We start from the raw sequence: 19644 nt of genomic DNA on the forward strand, positions 1-19644 counted from the left end.
GCCGCAAGGCTGACCGGCTTGAAGTCACGCCCGCCCGTAGGGCAAAGTCCTCACGTCAGAAGATTTTGGGTGAGAGGGCCAAGAACCAAACTCGAATGGCGGGTCTCATGGCCCAGCCTTGCGTCAGGGCGGTGCGCGTGACAAAACCTTCGCAACTACAAGGGGAAGGGGGATGCCATGACGCAATTGGTTGGATTTTATCCAGGGTCGTTCGATCCCTTAACCAACGGGCACCTCGATGTCATCGAGCGCGCCTGCAAGCTGGTGGACACACTGGTGGTAGCGGTTGGCATCAGCGCTACCAAGAAAAACCCTCTGTTCACCCATGAGGACCGGATCGAAATCCTCAAGCAGGTCTTGCCGGCCGTGGGAACGCGGACGAACACCGATTTCCGGATCGTCGATTTTTCTGGCCTGATGGTCAATGCGGCGCGGGCAAACGGCGCCAAGCTGATCATCCGCGGCCTGCGCGACACCACCGACTACAATTACGAGATGCAGATGGTGGGGATGAACGCCCAGATGGCGCCCGATCTGCAGACCGTCTTCCTGCCCTCCAGCCCGCCGGTGCGGCATATCTCGGCCACATTGGTGCGGCAGATCGCTGAAATGGGCGGGGATATCTCCGCTTTTGTACCGCAAATCGTGCTCAAGGCTCTCAAGTCCAAATGATCAAATTGACCCGCCGTACCTTCGCAGCCCTCGTTCTGGGCGCGTCCCTTGCTGCCGCACCGGCTCTGGCCCAGTCGGGCACGCCGCACCTGATCCTGACCCTGGAAGACGGCGTGGTTGATGTCGAGCTCTTGCCCGAAATCGCCCCCAAGCATGTGGAGCGCGTGGTAACGCTGGCCGAAGCGGGCGAATATGATGGCGTGGTGTTTCACCGCGTGATCGATGGCTTCATGGCGCAGACCGGCGACATCGCCAATGGCGATTCGACCGATGCGTCCTATAATCTGCAGATGGCGGGCACGGGTGGGTCAGACCTGCCGGATGTCGAAGCAGAATTCAATTCCGAGAGCTTCCAGCGCGGCATTGTCGGCGCGGCCCGCTCGCAGGACCCCAATTCGTTCAACTCGCAGTTCTTCATCACCACTGCCGATGCCAGCTTCCTCGATGGGCAGTACACCGTGTTCGGCAAGGTCGTCTCCGGCATGGAAGCAGTCGACGCTCTGGAAAAAGGCCCGCAGGAGATGAATGGCGCGGTGGCCAATCCGGACAAGATCGTTTCGGCCGCGATCGAATATCGGTAAGGCGCTCCAATCCCGAGGGGCGCGGCCCTGAGGCTTGCGCCCTTCGTGCATTCGCCCTAAACCCCGGCCACATCCTGAAACGAAAGAGACCATCCATGGCCTATGCAGATCCGGAAAACACCCTCGTCATCGAAACCAGCAAGGGCAAGGTCGTCATTGCCATGAAGCCTGAAGTGGCGCCCGGCCATGTCGAGCACATCAAGAAGCTGGCCCGCGAAGGCGCCTATGACGGCGTGGTGTTTCACCGCGTGATCGAGGGCTTCATGGCCCAGACCGGCGACGTCAAGTTTGGCAATTCCACCTCAGCCAGCTTCAACCCGTCGCGCGCCGGCATGGGTGGCTCGGACTATCCGAACCTCAAGCAGGAGTTCAACGAGACTCCGCACAAGCGCGGCACCGCCTCGATGGCGCGCGCGCAGGACCCGAACAGCGCCAATTCGCAGTTCTTCATCTGCTTTGCAGATGCTCCCTTCCTCAACCGCCAGTATACTGTGTGGGGTGAGGTGATTGAGGGCATGGAGAATGTCGACCAGATCAAGCGCGGCGAGCCGGTTGTCGATCCGGACAAGATGGTTTCGGTCAAGGTCGCGGCTGACATTGCCGAATAAGCTGGTGCTGGCGGTCCTGGCCGCCAGCCTTTCGGCCGTTCCGGCCTCGGCGACGCAATGGATGTATTGCACCGATGTCGAGGCCAATACCGAGGTCGGACTGCTACTGGGCACCGCTGGTGGGTTCGGCGGCATTGCCGCCAATATGCGTCATGACACCCGGCACTGGACGACCGATCTTGCCTATGGGGACGGTGCCATTTTCACCATCGGGCAAGGCTTCGCCGACGACCAGATCATGAAGGTCGATTTATATGATGAGATCGTCAATCTGCCGGTCGCGGAGCTGAGGCTGTCCCATGCCCAAGAGGCTGGCGAGCATGTCTTTGCCGGAACACTCAGGATTATCGGGCTCGGTGTCTGGGCGGTCTCCTGCCGTGAAGATTAAGCTCTGCTCCCTCTTGGCCGCCATTGCGGCTACTCTCCTTGCGGCGCCTGTCGCTATGGCAGTCGACACGGTGTCCTGCGCCGATGAGGCGGGCGAGGTCGCCTTCACCTATACCTTGGGGGAGGCGCTGGTGCAGCCGGTGCTGAGCGTCCAGATGCAGTTGACCGGGGACTACGGCCTTTCGACCGACCCTGAGCACCCCAACCATGATGGCGAATATGTTTCGTACGGCTTTGCGGAAAATGACGTGGAAGGCGCCAATGTATCATGGAAGGACGAGGATGGCCGCGAACACACGGCAATGAGCTTTCGCATCGGCCGGGTCTTTGAGGCTCGGCAAGCGCTGGTGGGTGGTGTGGTTGCCGTTGCCGCTGGAGGACTTTGGACCGTCACGTGCCAGTCAAGCGACTTGGGCCAGTAGATCGCGCAAGGCCTTTGCGTCGAACCCCGTTCCGTCACTGCCTCTCCCATGCTAACGAGCCGTCATGCGCGTAACCGAATTCGACTTCGATCTGCCCGAAAACCTGATCGCCCTGCACCCGGCAGAGCCGCGCGACAGCGCGCGTCTGCTCGTGGTGCGTCCCGACCAGCCACTTTCCGACCAGCATATTCCAGACCTCAAGACGCTGCTGCGGCCGGGTGACGTTCTGGTGGTCAACGATACGCGCGTTTTGCCAGCCGAACTTAAGGGCACCAGAGTACGCGGCGATGCGCGGGCCAATGTCTCGTTCAACCTGCACAAGCGGGTCGACGCCAAGACTTGGCGCGCCTTCGCCCGACCGGCCAAGAAACTCCACCTGCTCGACCGGCTGGAACTGGGCAATGGCGATGCAGAACCGCTGGTTGCCCGCGTCGCAGGCAAAGGCGACACCGGGGAAGTGACGCTTGAGTTCGAACTGGGCGGGGCGCAACTGGACGAGGCGATCAAATCGCACGGCGCCATGCCTCTGCCGCCGTACATCGGGGCCAAGCGGGCCGTGGAGGAGCGCGACAAGGTCGACTACCAGACCGTCTACGCCGCCGAGGACGGCGCGGTGGCGGCACCGACTGCCGGACTGCACTTTACCGAAAAGCTGCTGCAAGACCTTAGCGACATGGACGTGGCCATGGAACGCGTGACGCTGCATGTCGGCGCGGGCACCTTCCTGCCGATGAAGGCGGAGGATACGGACGACCACGTCATGCATTCGGAATGGGGCGAGATCGACCAGGCAACCGTGGAGCGGATCAATGCACGCCGCGCTGCCGGGGGCAGGGTGGTGGCAGTGGGTACCACCAGCCTCAGGCTGCTCGAAACGGCATCGCGCGCCACGGGGGAGTTGAAGCCTTTTATCGGCGATACGGACATTTTCATTACACCGGGCTTCCGGTTCCGGACGGTCGATGTGCTGATGACCAATTTTCATCTGCCCAAGTCGACCCTGTTTATGCTGGTCAGTGCGTTTTCCGGGCTTGAGACCATGAAGGCGGCTTATGCTCATGCCATCGAGCGTGGCTACCGCTTCTATTCCTATGGAGACTCCTCGCTCCTGCATCGGGCCCGGCACGCCGAGGATGATGCGTGACGCAGCGCGTTGCGCCGATAACCCGTTATACGCGGCGCATCGCCTCTGCTCTTGAGCGTGCGGCCAATAGCGATCAGTCGCACATGACCTTGTCGCATCTGGTGGAAATCCTCGGGCCGCGCGCTCACCGCCTGCTTCTGCTGGTCGTCTCGCTGTTCAACATGATCCCCGGCCCGCCGGGCTATGGCGGCACAATTGCCTGGACCACCTGTGCGATTGCCGTGGGCATGCTGACGGGCCGGCCGATCCGTCTGCCAGGCATTATCGGCAAACGTGAATTGCCGCTCGACCTGATGGTCAAGGCCAGCGCCCAGGTGGTCAAGGTTGCCGGTGTCCTGGCGCGGTTCTCGCGGCCGCGGCTGCGCTGGATAACCGGCGCACAAGCCAACCTCCCCTATGCCATCCTGGTCATCTGTGTCAGCGTGGTGATGGCGCTGCCAATCCCGTTCATCAATGCCATACCCAATGTGGGACTTTGCATCATCGCCTTCTCCATGTTGAACCGGGACGGCGCTGGGGTGATCGTGGGGCTGATCGCCACAGCGATAGGGCTGGCCGTGGCGCTGGCGATATTTGTTGGGGCGTTCCACCTGGGCCTGGCGGCCCTGGATTCAATGACGTGATAGGGCCACTTTCCCAAGTGGCGTGGACAGGCTAGAACCCGCGCCATGAACGCACCGACCAAACAAGTCACCTTCTCCCTTCTCGCCACCGACGGCATAGCCCGTCGCGGCCGCATCGATACGCCGCGCGGCGAAATCAACACGCCCGCTTTCATGCCCGTAGGGACCGCAGGCACGGTCAAGGCCATGTATCCCGAGCAGGTCCGTGAGACCGGCGCCGATATCCTGCTGGGCAATACCTATCATCTCATGCTGCGGCCCGGTGCAGAACGTGTGGCCTCGCTCGGAGGGCTCCATGACTTCATGGATTGGCAGCGGCCGATCCTGACCGACAGCGGCGGGTTCCAGGTCATGTCGCTAGCCAAGTTGAGGAAGCTCACCGAGCAGGGCGTGACCTTCAAGTCGCATATCGATGGGTCAAGCCATGAGCTGACGCCGGAACGGTCGATCGAAATCCAGACGCTGCTGGACAGTGACATCATCATGCAGCTTGACGAGTGCATTGCCTTGCCGGCCGAACGCAAGGAGATGGAACGGGCAATGAAGCTCTCCATCCGCTGGGCGGCTCGCTCCAAGACGGCGTTCAACAACCAGTTGAACCGGGCGCTATTCGGCATTGTGCAGGGCGGCGACGACGCCGAGTTGCGCGGGCGCTCCGCGGCGGGGCTCAAGGATATCGGTTTTGACGGCTATGCCGTCGGTGGCCTGGCCGTGGGCGAGCCGCAGGAGGTGATGTTCCGGGTGCTGTCCGAGATCACACCGGAGTTGCCGACGGACCGGCCACGCTACCTAATGGGAGTTGGCAAGCCGGACGACATTCTGGGCGGGATCGAGCGCGGAATTGACATGTTCGACTGTGTTCATCCCACGCGCGCCGGGCGGCATGGCCATGCCTATACGCGCTTTGGCGTCATCAACCTGAAAAACGCGCGGCATAAGGATGACCATCGACCGCTGGACGAGGCGTCGCCGAACCCCAATTGCCGGCGCTGGAGCCGCGCCTATCTGCACCATCTGGTTCGTACTGAAGAGATTTTGGGCGCCATGGTGCTTTCCCAGATCAACTTGGCCTACTATCAGGAACTGACGGCGGGCTGCCGGGCGGCTATCCAGGATGGCCGGATGAACGAATTTGCGGCAGAGACGCGGGCGGCATGGGCCGCTGGCGATCTGCCGGTGCTCTAAGAATTCTCCAGAGGGACAAGACTATGGCCAAGGGCGAACGTGGCGACGTGCTCAACCCGCTGATGAAGCAGCGTAAACGCTTGAGCGAAGTGACAATGCGCGAAATGTTCGCGCTCGATCCCAATCGCTTCAAGAGATTCTCGGCGACCGGGGCGGACATCCTGCTGGACTATTCCAAGAACCGGATAGACGAAGACGCCATGGCGGCCCTGTTCGAGTTGGCGCGGGCTTCGGGCGTGGAAGAACGCCGCAGCCAGATGTGTGAAGGTGAGCACATCAACATCACCGAGGACCGCGCCGTGATGCACATGGCGCTGCGCTACCAGGGCGACAAGCCGGTTGAGGTGGACGGCAAGGACGTGATGCCGGATGTGCGCGGTGTCCTCAAGGCCATCGAGGCCTACACCGACGCGGTGCGCTCGGGCGACATCCGCGGTCATGGCGGTGAACAGTTCACAGACGTGGTCAATATCGGCATTGGCGGGTCTGATCTTGGCCCGGCGATGGTGACCCTGGCGCTGGAGCCCTATACGCGCGCTGACCTGCGCGCCCACTACGTCTCCAATGTCGATGGTGCGCATATCCATGATGTGCTGAAGCGCCTCGACCCCAAGAAGACGCTGTTCATTGTGGCCTCGAAGACCTTCACCACCGACGAAACCATGACCAATGCCAATTCGGCGCGGAAGTGGATTGCCAACGCGCTGGGCGAAGAGGCAGTGCCCAACCATTTCGCAGCGGTTTCGACGAATCTTGAGGCCTGCGCCAAGTTCGGTATTCGCGAGGACCGTATCTTCGGGTTCTGGGACTGGGTCGGTGGGCGCTATTCGGTGTGGTCGGCCATCGGCCTGCCCATTGCGATGGCCGTCGGCTACGACAATTTCGCAAAATTCCTGGCAGGCGCCGATGCCATGGACCGCCACTTTCTCGAAACGCCGCTTGAGAACAACCTGCCCGTCATCATGGCGCTTATGGGCATCTGGTATCGCAATGCGTGGGGCTTTTCGACCCATGCCGTTTTGCCTTATGACCAGCGTTTGAGCCGCTTTGCCGCCTACCTGCAGCAGCAAGACATGGAATCCAACGGCAAGTCGGTAACGCTCAAGGGCAAGAAGGTCGGCTGGCCGACCGGTCCTATCGTCTGGGGCGAACCCGGCACCAATGGACAGCATGCCTTCTACCAGTTGATCCATCAGGGCACCGACGTCATTCCTTGCGATTTCCTGATCGCCGCGCAGCCGCACGAAAGCTTGCCGCCGCATCATGACAAGCTGGTGGCCAATGTGCTGGCACAGTCCGAAGCGCTGATGCTGGGCAAGACCAAGGACGAGGTCGTGGCTGAGTTGAAGGCCCAGGGCCTCGACAAGGACCAGATAAAGGCGCTGGCGCCACACAAGGTGTTCCCGGGCAATCGTCCGTCCAACACGTTGTTCTACAAGCAATTAACGCCCGAAGTGCTGGGTTCGCTGATTGCGCTCTATGAGCACAAGGTGTTCGTGCAGGGCGTGATCTGGAACGTTAATTCCTACGACCAGTGGGGCGTGGAACTGGGCAAGCAGCTGGCCAAGGCGCTGTTGCCCAAGGTCAAGGGCGACGAGAGTGGGGAAGGGCACGATGCTTCGACGCAGGGCTTGCTGGACTATTATCTCGCCAACAAGGCCTGACTTTTGATCATCTCGACGAGCGAGCAACTCGATAAGCTCAAGGAAATCGGCCGCATCTGCGCCATGGCCCGCGAGGCCATGGCCACCGCGATGCGTCCAGGTATGACAACGCTCGAACTCGATGAGATCGGTGCGAAATTCCTCGCGGACTACGGCGCGGTTTCTGCGCCCATCCTCACCTATGAATTTCCGGGCGCGACCTGCATTTCGATCAATGAGGAAATTGCCCACGGCATTCCGGGTGATCGGGTGCTGGAAGAGGGGGATCTGGTCAATATCGACGTCTCGGCCATGAAGGACGGGGTGTTTGCCGATTGTGGAGCGTCCTACATTCTGGGGAAGGGCGATCCAAGGCTGGAGAAGCTGTGCCGGGACGGCAAGAAGGCCATGTGGGCAGGGATCAACGCGGTCAAAGCCGGCGCGCCGCTCGCCGATATCGGTTCAGCCATCGGTAAGGTTGCCAAGAAGGGCGGCTACACGCTGATCCGGAACCTTGCCAGCCACGGCGTCGGTGACAGCCTGCATGACGAGCCGGGCGAAGTGCCAACCTGGCCGGACAAGTCCGAGCGGCGCCGCATTCAGGATGGGCTGGTGTTGACCATTGAGCCGTTCCTGTCGCTGGGCGGACAAATAGCTGAGCAGATGTATGAGGATGACGAGTGGACGCTGACCGCAGAGCCTCTGGCACCGACGGTCCAGTATGAACACACGCTGGTGGCAACGCCCCGCGGTGCTGTGATCGTGACGCTTGCGGGGTAGAGGCCTCCTACAGCCAGACCAACAGCAGGGGGCCAAGAATGATCAGCCCGATCCCCACGGCATAGCGCAAATTGCCGAGGCGCCGCAGTGCCGGGACGCTCAGGACCGTCGAGAGCACAAGGAATCCGACGAGGCCTACAAGTGCGGGCAGTAGCGGATTGAGGTTGAGGGCAGTGTTCTCGTTCAGTTGCAGATAGACCATATGGCCGCCAGCGAAGCCGAGCAGGGCCATAATGACCACGGTGACGGCCTTGGAGGTGATCAGGAGGGCCATGTCGATGGTGCTGCTAGTGAGCAGCAGGGCGATGCCCGAACCGGTGACGTGAACGGCGGCGAGCGTGGCAAAGACACCGCTGCCAGTGAGAACCGGGACCAATTCGGGCGGAGCGTTGAGCGGAACGGATCCGACCATGGGCAAGTTGGCGCCGTATTGGGCCAAGAGCAAAATGGCATAGAGCATGACAAGTGTGCTGGTGGCGAAGACCAGCAACGTGATCGCCAGGACCTTGAGCAGGTCCGTCGTCTCCTGAGACATGTTCAATCCCCAATGCCCGCGCCCAAAGCCGATAGTACGGCATGGCGGTGATTCTCAAACTGGAATGCGGCGTCTGGCGCCAGACAGTTGTGTGCTGGTCATACGCGGCGCGGCGACGCAGCCGCGCTGAATACGGATCGGCTTGCGGAACTCTTCGGACAGTTCGAACGCGTCCGCCCGGTTGTCGAGCTCGGCATAGGGGTCAGGATCTGTGCAGGTCTGGGTCATGGCCGGGAATTCAGGAGTGACCACATTAGTATCGCCCTGAAGCGAGGCGATGTCGCGACAACGGAGCTCGAAAAGAAGAGAAAGTGGTACGCCGGGAGGGGGTCGAACCCTCGACCATTCGATTAAAAGTCGAATGCTCTACCACTGAGCTACCGGCGCCTACGATTTAGAAAGCTGCACTCCAGACCAAAAACACACCGGACCGGAAGGCTGCCAAGGACGCCCTGTGGCGTCGCGGCGGAACATAGCCGGACTTGTCCGCCTGTCAACCGAATTTGGCCGCTATTGCGACATGTCCAGAGGAGTTCCCGAATAGGGCATGGGAATGCAGGCAATGGAAACGCGTTCAAACCGCTGACAAAGAGCGCGCGCTTCCGCCAATTCGGCTATCGGGCCGACAACGATGCGCTTGTCGTCGCCATTGGCTTGGTCAACCACCAGCGGCGACAGCCCGAACAACAGAGGTCCCAGTTTGAGAGTGAGGTCACTCCAAAGCGCAGGGGTCTGCTCGAAGGGCACCGCAGCACCGACCGCGATGCCATAGGCGTTCTCGTTCGGCATGGCCATGGCCGCGGCTTCCCGGCTGGAGACCGGAGCCGGGAGCGGTTGGCCGACCGCCTCAGCCGCGGTGGCCTGGGGCATCGCAGATTGCCTGACGGCCACCGATCCGCCCTCGGTTTCGAAGGTCAGGGTCTGGCCTGCACCGATAGAGGCCGTCAAGTTGGAGCGATCAACCGCCGCGCCGGTCGGCAGGCTTTCAAGTATGCGCGGGACGGTGGTTTCAAGTGCGCCGACGCGGCGAGTGATGTCGTTGCCGGAGCGCTCCTGCATGGAGAAGCGGGTCACCAACAGCTCGTTCTCACGCTTGAGGCGGATAGTTTCCTCCCGCAGGTCTAAGACCTCGCGACGCAGGGTCTCGATCGAGGAGCCGGCCACGCGCGGCTGATGCAAGCCACCGATGATGCTTTGCGGCACCAGCAGGGCAATGTTGGAGCCAAAGACTGCCAGGGCGACACAGACCAAGGTGACGACACCCCAGACCGTCACATCGGATTGCCGGAACTGTTCGGATGCTTTAGCCAAGCGAGGACCCTCTGAAACGCCCGAATCGCCGGGAGTGTCGTGGCTAGAGTGGTCTCAATGTTATCGGTTCGCCAACTGTTGGCTGCCATAAATTTGTGTAAATGCCGGAAGAAGAGCGACAGGTCGGAGAGAGCGCAATGGCGGAATTGCTTTCGATCATTCTTGCAGCGGGAGAGGGTACGCGGATGAAGTCCGCCTTGCCCAAGGTGTTGCATCCGGTCGGAGGCTTGCCGGTCGTCAGTCATGTGTTGCGCACGGTGCAGGGATTTGGTTCGAAGGTGGCGGTTGTCGTTGGCCCGGGCCACGAAGCTGTTGAAGCCGCTGTGACCCGCTTTGATGCTGGGGCGCAGATTTCCAAGCAGATTGACCGGCTCGGTACGGCCCATGCAGTGCAGCAGGCGCGCGGCGCCTATGAAAAGGCCGCCGGCCATGTGCTGGTGCTCTATGCAGACACGCCCCTGGTGACTTCCGCTACGATCGGACAGATCGTGGGCAAGCTGGACGAAGGCGCCGACATGGTGGTCGTCGGGTTCCGGCCGGAGAACCCCACGGGGTATGGGCGTCTGATTACAGAAGGCGGACGCGTGCGGGCCATCCGCGAGCACAAGGATGCCAGCGACGATGAAAGACTGATCGGCCTGTGCAATTCCGGGATTATAGGGTTCCGGGGCGATACGCTACGCGGCGTTGTCGACCGCATCGGCAATCAAAATGCCAAGGGCGAGTACTATCTGACCGATGCGGTCGAACTCGCGGCAGGCGACGGCAAGCGTATCGACTTTATCGAAGCGGATGCCGCGGAGCTGGTTGGCGTTGATAATCGCGAAAAGCTGGCGGAAGCCGAGGCAACGTTTCAACAGTTCAAGCGCAAGGAAATCATGGCTGCCGGCGTGACATTGCGTGACCCGCAGAGCGTCTGGTTCTCCTGGGACACTGAAATCGGCCGGGATGTGACGATCTTTCCCAATGTGGTGTTCGGGCCGGGCGTCAAAATCGCCGACAACGCGGAAATCCGGGCCTTTTGCGACATCGAGGATGCTGTGATTGGCGAGGGCGCCAGCATCGGGCCTTTCGCGCGCATTCGTGGCGGCGCGGAACTGGGCCCGGACGTACACTTGGGCAATTTCGTCGAGGTCAAGAAAAGCAGGATCGGCGCCGGCACCAAGGCAGGGCACCTGAGCTATCTGGGTGACGCCGAGATCGGAGCCAAGACCAATATCGGTGCAGGTACGATTACCTGCAACTATGATGGGGTGAACAAGGATAAGACCATTATCGGGGACAATGTGTTCATTGGCTCGAATGCGTCGCTGGTGGCTCCCGTGACAATTGGAGATGGCGCCTATACGGCGTCGGGCAGTGTAATAACTGAAGATGTTCCGGCTGATGCGCTGGCGCTGGGCCGAGCCCGGCAAGAAAACAAGTCCGGTTATGCGCCCAAGCTCAAGGAGCGCGCCCTGGTCAAGAAGGCGGCGAAAGGAAACTAGCATGTGCGGAATCGTTGGGATTGTCGGCGATGCGCCGGTGGCTGGCCGGCTCGTGGATGCGCTCAAGCGCCTCGAATATCGCGGCTATGACAGCGCCGGTGTAGCAACACTGGAAGATGGCGCGATCGCGCGTCGCCGTGCGGAAGGCAAGCTTGGCAATCTTGCCAGCAAGCTGGGCATGGAGCCGCTCGGCGGTCATATCGGCATTGGTCATACACGCTGGGCCACGCATGGCGCCCCGACCGAAACCAATGCTCACCCTCATGCGACCGAGCGCGTCGCCATCGTGCACAACGGTATCATCGAAAATTTCCGCGAACTGCTCGAAGATCTAGCAAAGGACGGGTACCGCCCGCAGACCCAGACGGACACGGAATCGGTGGCTCTCTGGGTCACGCGCGAACTGGACAACGGTGCCGAGCCTGAGCTGGCTGTGGCGCGGACGCTTAAGAAGCTGAAAGGGGCCTTTGCCCTGGCCTTCATGTTCAAGGGCGAGAATGGGCTGCTGATTGCCGCCCGCCACGGTGCCCCGTTGGCGGTGGGCTATGGCACTACCGAAATGTATCTGGGGTCGGACGCCATGGCGCTGGCGCCGTTCACCTCGCGCCTGACCTATCTTGAGGATGGTGACTGGGCGGTGATTACGCCGAACGGCGTGACGATCCGCGATGGCAAGGACGCGCTTGTCGAACGTGAGCAGATGGTGTCGCAGGCCTCAGCGTTGTTGGTCGACAAGGGCAATCATCGCCATTTCATGGCCAAGGAAATCTACGAGCAGCCCGAGACTATCTCGCACACGCTGAGTCATTACGTGGATATGGGCGCCGAGAAGGTGGCTATCCGGGAGGCGCTGCCGTTCGATTTTGCCGATCTGTCGCGGCTGACCATGAGCGCATGCGGGACGGCCTATTATGCCGGTGCCATCGCCAAATACTGGTTCGAGCACTATGCGCGGCTGCCGGTGGATATCGACGTGGCCAGCGAATTCCGCTATCGCGAGCCGCCGCTGGAAAAGGGTGGGCTGTCGCTGTTCATTTCGCAATCGGGTGAGACCGCGGACACGCTGGCGGCGCTGCGCTATTGCGCGGGCCAGGGACAGCACGTGGCGAGCCTGGTCAATACGGTGGAATCGACCATTGCCCGGGAATCGGGTGTGGTCTTCCCAATTCTGTGCGGGCCGGAAATCGGGGTGGCCTCGACCAAGGCGCTGACAGCCCAACTTACCGCCCTTGCAAGCCTCACCATTGCGGCAGGCCGGGCCCGTGGGGTGATTTCGGCTGAACAGGAAGCCGAGTTGGTGCGCGCCATGATTGCTCTGCCTTCAGCCGTCTCTGCGGCACTCGGCGCCGAAGAACAGATCATGGACATTTCCAAGCGCCTCTCCAAGGCCAAAGATGTGCTCTATCTGGGGCGCGGCGCGATGTTCCCTGTAGCGATGGAAGGGGCGCTGAAGCTCAAGGAAATCAGCTACATCCATGCGGAAGGTTATGCGGCAGGTGAGCTAAAGCATGGGCCGATCGCGCTTGTGGACGAAGCCATGCCAGTGATCGTGGTTGCGCCATCGGACGAGCTGGTCGACAAGACCTTGTCCAACATGCAGGAAGTTGCGGCGCGTGGCGGGAATATCATCCTGATCACTGATGCCCAGGGCGCAAAGACCGTGGGGCATGGCGTCGCTGACATCATCGAAATCCCGCATGTGCACTCATTTGTGGCGCCGATCCTCGCAACCATTCCAGTGCAACTGCTGGCCTATCATACCGCGGTGTTCATGGGGACCGACGTGGACCAGCCGCGTAATCTGGCCAAGTCCGTGACGGTCGAATAGGTGTTAGCCGGCCCTGATCAGCGGGATCGCCAGGTCCTTGCGGAACAGATAGAGCAGCGTGCGGGCCGCTTCGCCCTCGGGGCCGGTGAGGCCCGGATTTCGGTGCATCAGTTCCTTGGCCTCGTCATGCGCGAATTCGAGCAGGTGGCGGTGTACATCGGGTACGGCGAGACGATACCCGGGCATGCCGGACTGACGGGTGCCCAGAACGTCTCCCTGGCCGCGCAGCTCGAGGTCCCTTTCGGCGATCAGGAAGCCGTCCTCGGTGGACTTGATGGTTTCGAGCCGCGCCTTGGCAGTTTCCGAAAGCGGGTCCTTGTAGAGCAGAAGACAGGCTGAGCGCTGCGAGCCGCGGCCAACGCGGCCACGCAATTGATGCAGTTGAGCGAGGCCAAAGCGCTCGGCATGCTCGATGATCATGATTGTCGCATTGGGGACGTCGACACCGACCTCTATGACCGTCGTGGCCACAAGCAGCTTGATTTCATTGGCCTTGAACCGCTGCATGACGTCTTGCTTGGCAGCCGCGGACATGCGGCCATGGACCAGCGCCACCTGATCGTTGAAGGCCTTCTTGAGTTCGGCAAACCGGTCCTCGGCGGAGACGACTTCCAATGTCTCACTCTCCTCGACCAGAGGACACACCCAATAGGCTTGTGCGCCTTCGGCGAGGCGGGCCTGTAGACGGGAAAGGACGCGGGCATAGTCGCCAATGGACATCGCGGCCGTGTCGATGGGTTGGCGGCCTCGGGGTTTCTCGCGGAGAACGCTGACGGCCATGTCTCCGAAATGGGTCAGCACGAGGGTGCGTGGTATTGGCGTTGCCGTCATCACCAGTAAGTCCGTGTGGCGGCCCTTGTCTGAGAGTGCCAGGCGCTGGTACACGCCGAAGCGATGCTGTTCATCGACCACTGTCAGACCCAGGTCATGAAAGGCGATGTCGGACTGGAACAGCGCGTGGGTGCCGACCGCGATGGAAATGGTGCCATCGGCCAGGCCGGCCAGTATGCTCCGGCGCTCGGGGGCCGACATCTTGCCGGTGAGCAGGGCGCAGGTCAGGCCCGCAGCTTCGCAAAGAGGCTGGATGGTGCGGAAATGCTGGCTGGCGAGGAGTTCGGTGGGCGCCATAAGGGCCGATTGAGCGCCGCTTTCTGCCACTGTGGCCATCGCCATGAGCGCAACGACCGTCTTGCCGGAGCCGACATCGCCTTGCAGAAGCCGCGACATTCGGTCAGGTGCAGCCAGATCTGCCTGAATTTCCTTCAATGCCTGGTGCTGGCCGTCAGTGAGCGAAAAGGGCAAAGCAGCCGCGACCCGCTGCGCGATCTCGCCCGTGAACCGTCGGGCCACTCCGCGCGCAGCAACCATGCTAGAGCGCACAAGCTGTAGCGTGATCTGCCCCGCCAGATATTCGTCATAGGCCAGCCGCTGCCGCGCGGGTGACCAGAGCTCGGCCTGTTGTGGGTCCTCTGGAAGATGCACCATCCGCATGGCACTTGCGAAGCTGGGCCATCTGCGCGCGCTCAACGTGTCTTTGGCGATCCATTCGGGCAGTTCAGGCACTGACTCCACAGCCTGCCGCACCAGCTTGGCCAGTGCCTTGGAACTGAGCCCATTGGTCAGGGGATAGACCGGCTCGACTAGGGGCAGCGTCCCGAACTTGTCGGGCTCCACCACGTAGTCTGGGTGCGTGATCTGCTTTTCGCCATTGAAGAACCCAATCTGGCCCGAAACAAAGCGTTCTTCACCGACCGGCAGACTGCGTTCGACCCAGCCACCTTGGGCACGGAAAAAGACAAGCTGCATGTCTCCAGTTTCGTCGTGGGCAAAAACGCGGTGCGGCACATGCGGTTTGCCCCTCGGTGGGGGCTGGTGGCGGTCGATGTGCAGACGAAGCGTGACGACCTGGTTGAGATAGGCCTCAGCGACCCCGACCTGACGCCGGCGGTCGACCACACCCGAAGGCATATGCATGAGCACGTCCAGCACGATGGCCTCTTGGCCATCAGGTGCGCCAAAATATCTGGTCAGCAGCGCGGCCAGCTTGTCGCCTACACCCTTTATCGTGTGCAGGGAACGAAACAGCGGCAGAAGGTTTTGTGGACGGGTCATCCGGATAGGGACCGCATTGGTGAACGGGTGATTCTTTTCTCATGGCATTGTGCACGGGCCGGCGGCGCCAGGAAACGCACATGCCCAATGCGGCAAAGCCGGGGAATCGCGGCCAGGCTTGGTGCACCTACGAATTGGTGATGGACGGTGTCTTGCCAAGTGGACGCAAGAGGCGCAGGTTTTGTTCCAGAAGGGAAGTAAATCCCTCGAGGAGTAGACAGTTGCGAAGGGCAAATGGCCTGGTTGGAGCCCCGTCAGCCGAGGTTCGTGGTCGCAAGTTCCGGTTTGTCAATCGGGTCACAATCATCGTCGGCCTGAACATCCTGCTTTGGGTGGCCTTATTTGGCGTACTGAGACTGCTGAATATCATCTGAGGCGACGTCAATGAGCGCGCCACTGGCACGGCCATCAGGCCGTGACAGCGCGTTCGTTTGCGCGTAGTAAGCGTCCAAATCGCGAACAGATTGGGATCATGGGTGTCAGATGACGGCCGGTGAGGATATTGCCATTCGGCGCAAGCGCCTGCGCTACAGGGCTTGGCATCGAGGCACCAAGGAGATGGACCTGATTTTGGGGCCCTTCGCGGACGCGAATGTCGACGGCTTCGATGCATCGGCCCTGGATCGCCTGGAAGCGTTGATGAACGAGGAAGATCCTCCGCTGCTCAAATGGGTGATGCGGCAGGAAGAGCCGCCGGCTCATGTCGACCTGGACTTCCTCAATCTGGTGATTGCAGACCACCAGGCCCGGATCGAAAAATGAACGAAATGAGCGGAGTCGCGCCGCAGGTGCGGACGATCTCAAACGTGCCGGACGGCATGCAGCCCATGGTGCTGGCGCAACTGGTCGAGCAGCGTCTCAAGGATGCGCCGCAAGATCCTGCGAGCCTGGTGTTTGTCGCCCGTGACGGGCGGCGGATGCAGCGCATGGCCGAGGTGCTTGGCGCTATGCTGCCGGGGCATACGATCTTGACGCTGCCGGCCTGGGACTGCCTGCCATATGATCGCGTCTCGCCCAACACGGTCACTATTGCGGCACGGATGAATACGCTGGCAGCGCTGACCAGCGGTAATAGCGGCGCGATTGTGCTGACTGCCGTTAACGCGCTGATTCAGAAACTGCCACCGCGCGACCTTGTCGAAACCATGAGCTTTTCCGCAGCGGTCGGGCGCATGGTGGATAGCGACAAGTTGATCGCCTGGGCAGCCAACAATGGCTATCTGCGCGTGCCCACGGTACGGGAGAGCGGGGAGTTTGCTGTGCGCGGTGGGCTGGTCGATCTTTTCCCTGCCGGGTCGGACGCGCCATTGCGCTTTGATTTCTTCGGCAGCCAGCTTGAATCGATCCGCACATTCGACCCCGATAGCCAGCGCACTACCGGAACGCTCAAGCGCATTGATCTGACGCCCATGAGCGAAGTGGTGCTCAACGAGGAGACCATCAGGCGCTTCCGGCAGAACTACACCGCCGCGTTTGGCGGTAATACTGTCGATGACACGCTTTACGCCACGGTGAGCGGCGGTTCCCGCTATTCGGGTACCGAGCATTGGCTGCCGTTTTTCTACGATCATATGGACCGGCTGGCTAACTATGCCGGAGACGCGCCTTTCGTGTTCGACGATCAGGTGGCCGAGGCTTTTGCCGAGCGCGCCGAGCAAATCCGCGACTATTATGAGGCGCGCGAAGCCGCCAGGCAGGAGCCTAAGGTGGCTGGGGCGGGAGCGCCCTACAAGCCGATCAAGCCAGACCTTCTCTACGATCTGGATGCGTCGCCGACGGCGCTGGCAGGGGCGTCGGTGGTGCGGCTCTCTCCGTTTCTGTCGCCCGACACGGCACGTGGCGATGACGCGGGCGGGCATATTGCACCCAGTTTTGCGGCTGAGCGCGCAGCGTCGGACGTTAATCTGTTTCAGGCGGTAGTAGATCGGCTGCTAGCTGAACGGCGAAATGGGCGCCGGGCGGTCATTGCTTGCTGGAGCGCGGGCACGCGCGACCGCATGGTGCAGGTGCTCAAGGACCATGGCCTGACCAATCCGCGCCTGGCGGAAAACTGGCGCGATGCCGAGACCACCAGCGCAGCAACAACTTCGCTGGTCGTGCTGCCGCTCGAAACCGGCTTCGAGACCAGGGACCTACTGGTGCTTTCCGAGCAGGACATCCTCGGCGAACGCATCCTGCGGCCGCAGCGGCGCAGGAAGGCGTCGGATGCGCTGACAGAGGCAGCGAGCCTATCGGCCGGCGATCTGGTGGTGCATGTCGACCACGGTATCGGTCGGTTCCTTGGCCTCAAGGTCATTGAGGCAGGCGGAGCGCCGCATGAATGCGTCGAGCTGCAATATGCCGGCGATACCAAGCTCTATCTGCCGGTCGAAAATATCGAACTTCTGACGCGCTATGGTTCGGATGACGCCACGGTTGCGCTGGACAAGCTGGGCGGTGTGGCCTGGCAGGCCAAGAAGGGCAAGCTCAAGAAGCGCATCCGCGAGATGGCGGAACAGCTCATCAAGCTCGCTGCCCAACGCCTGCTGACCAAGGCGGACGTGGTGGACATCAATAGCGGCGCCTATGACGAGTTCGCGGCGCGCTTCCCCTATGAAGAGACTGAGGATCAACTCGGCGCCATCGAGGCCGTGTTTGACGACATTACCTCGGGCAAGGTGATGGATCGGCTGGTCTGTGGCGATGTTGGCTTTGGAAAGACGGAAGTCGCCTTGCGCGCGGCCTTTGCTGTGGCGCTGTCCGGCAAGCAGGTGGCCGTCGTGGTGCCGACCACGCTTTTGGCGCGGCAACATTTCAAGACTTTCGCAGAGCGATTCAACGGTTTGCCGGTTCGGGTGCGCCATGCCTCGCGCATGGTGACCGCGGCCGAGTTGAAGGCGACCAAGGATGGTCTAGCCGATGGTCAGGTCGACATCGTGGTGGGCACCCATGCGCTGCTGAGCAAATCGATCAAGTTCAAGGATCTGGGCCTGCTGATCATCGATGAGGAGCAGCATTTTGGCGTGGGGCACAAGGAACGGCTCAAGGAACTCAAGGCCAATGTGCATGTGCTGACGCTTACGGCGACGCCTATACCGCGGACGCTGCAACTGGCGCTGACCGGCGTGCGCGACCTTAGCCTCTTGGCGACACCGCCAGTGGACCGCCTGACGATCCGCACCTTTATTTCGCCCTTCGATCCGCTCTCGATCCGGGAGGCGCTGTTGCGCGAGAAATATAGGGGCGGGCAGAGTTTCTATGTCGTCCCGCGGATCAAGGACCAGCCGGACATTGCCGAGTTTCTGCGCAGTCAAGTGCCGGAAGTCTCATTCGTGGTCGCCAATGGGCAGATGCCGCCAGGCGAACTCGATGACATCATGAATGCCTTCTACGACAACAAGTTTGACGTGTTGCTGGCGACCACGATCGTAGAATCGGGGCTCGATATTCCCAATGCCAATACGCTGATCGTGCATCGGGCCGACCAGTTTGGTCTCGCCCAGCTTTATCAGATCCGGGGCCGTATCGGCCGGAGCAAGGCGCGCGCCTATGCGCTGTTCACCGTGCCGCCGGACAAGAAACTCACCGACACTGCGGAGCGGCGCCTGGGTGTGCTGCAGTCGCTTGAAAGCCTGGGGGCCGGGTTCCAGCTGGCCAGCCATGACCTGGATATTCGCGGCGCCGGTAATCTCTTGGGCGACGAACAGTCCGGGCATATCCGCGAAGTGGGTTATGAACTCTATCAGGCCATGCTTGAGGAGGCCGTCGCCGCCCTCAAGTCGGGCGAAGAGGAATATGAGGACCGTAACGAGTGGAGCCCGCAGATTTCGCTGGGCATGCCCGTCATGATTCCGGAGCACTATGTGCCCGATCTCCAGCTGCGCATGCAGCTTTATCGCAAGCTGGGCGATCTCACCGATATGCGCGAAATCGACGCGGCCGGCGCAGAACTGATCGACCGGTTCGGACCGCTGCCCGAAGAAGTCGAAGCGCTGCTGAAGGTCATCCTTGTCAAGTCGCTGTGCCGGCAGGCCAATGTAGAGAAAGTGGATGCCGGCCCCAAGGGAGCGGTCATCTCGCTGCGCAACAATGAATTCCCCAACCCAGCGGGTTTGGTGAAGCTGGTGAGCGATCCGGGCAATCAGGTTCGGATCAAGCCCGATCAGAAACTTGTGTTCGCGCGCAACTGGCCCAGCGCCGAGCAGCGGCTGAAAGGGGCGGCCGCAATCCTGTCAAAGCTCGCAAAACTAGCGGAAAGCGGGGCCTGAGCGTGCCTCGGCCGCAACTTGCCCGCATAATGTTTTGGCAAGGAGCATCGGTCATGTTATTGCCCGATTTGCGCCCTTG

At 61.3% G+C, this 19644-nt stretch carries 18 protein-coding genes and 1 tRNA gene; 14 read left to right on the forward strand and 5 right to left on the reverse strand.

Annotation, left to right across the window (positions count from 1 at the left end; genetic code table 11):
* Positions 1-177 precede the first annotated feature (177 nt).
* The 10 genes from coaD to map all read left to right on the forward strand — a co-directional run bounded on the left by coaD (position 178) and on the right by map (position 8045).
* Positions 178-672 (forward strand): pantetheine-phosphate adenylyltransferase, encoded by a 495-nt coding sequence (coaD, locus tag ACE4RL_RS11455; protein ID WP_375597266.1) that lies wholly within the window; start codon positions 178-180, stop codon positions 670-672.
* On the forward strand, positions 669-1253 hold the full coding sequence (locus ACE4RL_RS11460) for a peptidylprolyl isomerase (protein ID WP_375597267.1): 585 nt from the start codon (positions 669-671) through the stop codon (positions 1251-1253). The genes coaD and ACE4RL_RS11460 overlap by 4 nt, the downstream gene beginning before the upstream one ends.
* Positions 1254-1348: 95 nt before the next feature.
* Positions 1349-1861: a peptidylprolyl isomerase gene (locus ACE4RL_RS11465; protein WP_375597268.1), complete on the forward strand. Its 513-nt coding sequence runs from the start codon at positions 1349-1351 to the stop codon at positions 1859-1861.
* Complete coding sequence (locus ACE4RL_RS11470; RefSeq protein WP_375597269.1) at positions 1851-2249, forward strand: hypothetical protein; 399 nt, start codon at positions 1851-1853, stop codon at positions 2247-2249. Before ACE4RL_RS11465 ends, ACE4RL_RS11470 begins: the two co-directional genes overlap by 11 nt.
* 55 nt (positions 2250-2304) lie before the next feature.
* A complete protein-coding gene (locus ACE4RL_RS11475; protein ID WP_375597270.1) occupies positions 2305-2670 on the forward strand; it encodes a hypothetical protein in 366 nt (121 codons plus the stop codon).
* 64 nt (positions 2671-2734) lie between these two features.
* Entirely contained in the window at positions 2735-3814 is a 1080-nt protein-coding gene (queA, locus tag ACE4RL_RS11480; protein WP_375597271.1) for a tRNA preQ1(34) S-adenosylmethionine ribosyltransferase-isomerase QueA, read from the forward strand.
* Positions 3811-4437 (forward strand): exopolysaccharide biosynthesis protein, encoded by a 627-nt coding sequence (locus ACE4RL_RS11485; protein ID WP_375597272.1) that lies wholly within the window; start codon positions 3811-3813, stop codon positions 4435-4437. Before queA ends, ACE4RL_RS11485 begins: the two co-directional genes overlap by 4 nt.
* A 45-nt stretch (positions 4438-4482) precedes the next feature.
* On the forward strand, positions 4483-5622 hold the full coding sequence (tgt, locus tag ACE4RL_RS11490) for a tRNA guanosine(34) transglycosylase Tgt (RefSeq protein ID WP_375597273.1): 1140 nt from the start codon (positions 4483-4485) through the stop codon (positions 5620-5622).
* A gap of 23 nt (positions 5623-5645) precedes the next feature.
* Complete coding sequence (pgi, locus tag ACE4RL_RS11495) at positions 5646-7286, forward strand: glucose-6-phosphate isomerase (protein ID WP_375597274.1); 1641 nt, start codon at positions 5646-5648, stop codon at positions 7284-7286.
* 3 nt (positions 7287-7289) lie between these two features.
* Complete coding sequence (map, locus tag ACE4RL_RS11500; protein WP_375597275.1) at positions 7290-8045, forward strand: type I methionyl aminopeptidase; 756 nt, start codon at positions 7290-7292, stop codon at positions 8043-8045.
* 7 nt (positions 8046-8052) lie between these two features.
* Here the strand turns inward: map and ACE4RL_RS11505 are convergent, their stop codons facing one another.
* From ACE4RL_RS11505 to ACE4RL_RS11520, 4 genes are all read right to left on the reverse strand, one after another.
* Positions 8053-8580, reverse strand: a complete 528-nt coding sequence (locus tag ACE4RL_RS11505; RefSeq protein WP_375597276.1) for a hypothetical protein — start codon at positions 8578-8580, stop codon at positions 8053-8055.
* A 54-nt stretch (positions 8581-8634) separates the two neighbouring features.
* Entirely contained in the window at positions 8635-8808 is a 174-nt protein-coding gene (locus ACE4RL_RS11510) for a hypothetical protein (protein ID WP_375597277.1), read from the reverse strand.
* 84 nt (positions 8809-8892) lie between these two features.
* Positions 8893-8967, reverse strand: a tRNA-Lys gene (locus ACE4RL_RS11515).
* A 123-nt stretch (positions 8968-9090) separates the two neighbouring features.
* Positions 9091-9891 carry a hypothetical protein gene (locus tag ACE4RL_RS11520; protein WP_375597278.1) on the reverse strand — a complete coding sequence of 267 codons (801 nt, stop codon included), beginning with the start codon at positions 9889-9891 and terminating at the stop codon, positions 9091-9093.
* A gap of 137 nt (positions 9892-10028) precedes the next feature.
* Between ACE4RL_RS11520 and glmU the strand changes: the two genes are divergently transcribed.
* Both glmU and glmS read left to right on the forward strand, forming a co-directional pair.
* Entirely contained in the window at positions 10029-11378 is a 1350-nt protein-coding gene (gene glmU / locus ACE4RL_RS11525) for a bifunctional UDP-N-acetylglucosamine diphosphorylase/glucosamine-1-phosphate N-acetyltransferase GlmU (protein WP_375597279.1), read from the forward strand.
* A 1-nt stretch (position 11379) separates the two neighbouring features.
* Complete coding sequence (glmS, locus tag ACE4RL_RS11530; protein ID WP_375597280.1) at positions 11380-13206, forward strand: glutamine--fructose-6-phosphate transaminase (isomerizing); 1827 nt, start codon at positions 11380-11382, stop codon at positions 13204-13206.
* A gap of 3 nt (positions 13207-13209) precedes the next feature.
* Here glmS and recG read toward each other — a convergent pair whose 3' ends face one another.
* Positions 13210-15318, reverse strand: coding sequence for an ATP-dependent DNA helicase RecG (gene recG / locus ACE4RL_RS11535; RefSeq protein WP_375597281.1), 2109 nt, complete (start codon positions 15316-15318; stop codon positions 13210-13212).
* A 483-nt stretch (positions 15319-15801) separates the two neighbouring features.
* Between recG and ACE4RL_RS11540 the strand changes: the two genes are divergently transcribed.
* Both ACE4RL_RS11540 and mfd read left to right on the forward strand, forming a co-directional pair.
* On the forward strand, positions 15802-16080 hold the full coding sequence (locus ACE4RL_RS11540; RefSeq protein WP_375597282.1) for a succinate dehydrogenase assembly factor 2: 279 nt from the start codon (positions 15802-15804) through the stop codon (positions 16078-16080).
* A complete protein-coding gene (mfd, locus tag ACE4RL_RS11545) occupies positions 16077-19565 on the forward strand; it encodes a transcription-repair coupling factor (RefSeq protein WP_375597283.1) in 3489 nt (1162 codons plus the stop codon). The genes ACE4RL_RS11540 and mfd overlap by 4 nt, the downstream gene beginning before the upstream one ends.
* Positions 19566-19644: the final 79 nt, after the last annotated feature.

Source organism: Devosia polycyclovorans (genome assembly GCF_042181575.1).
Lineage (GTDB): Bacteria > Pseudomonadota > Alphaproteobacteria > Rhizobiales > Devosiaceae > Devosia > Devosia polycyclovorans.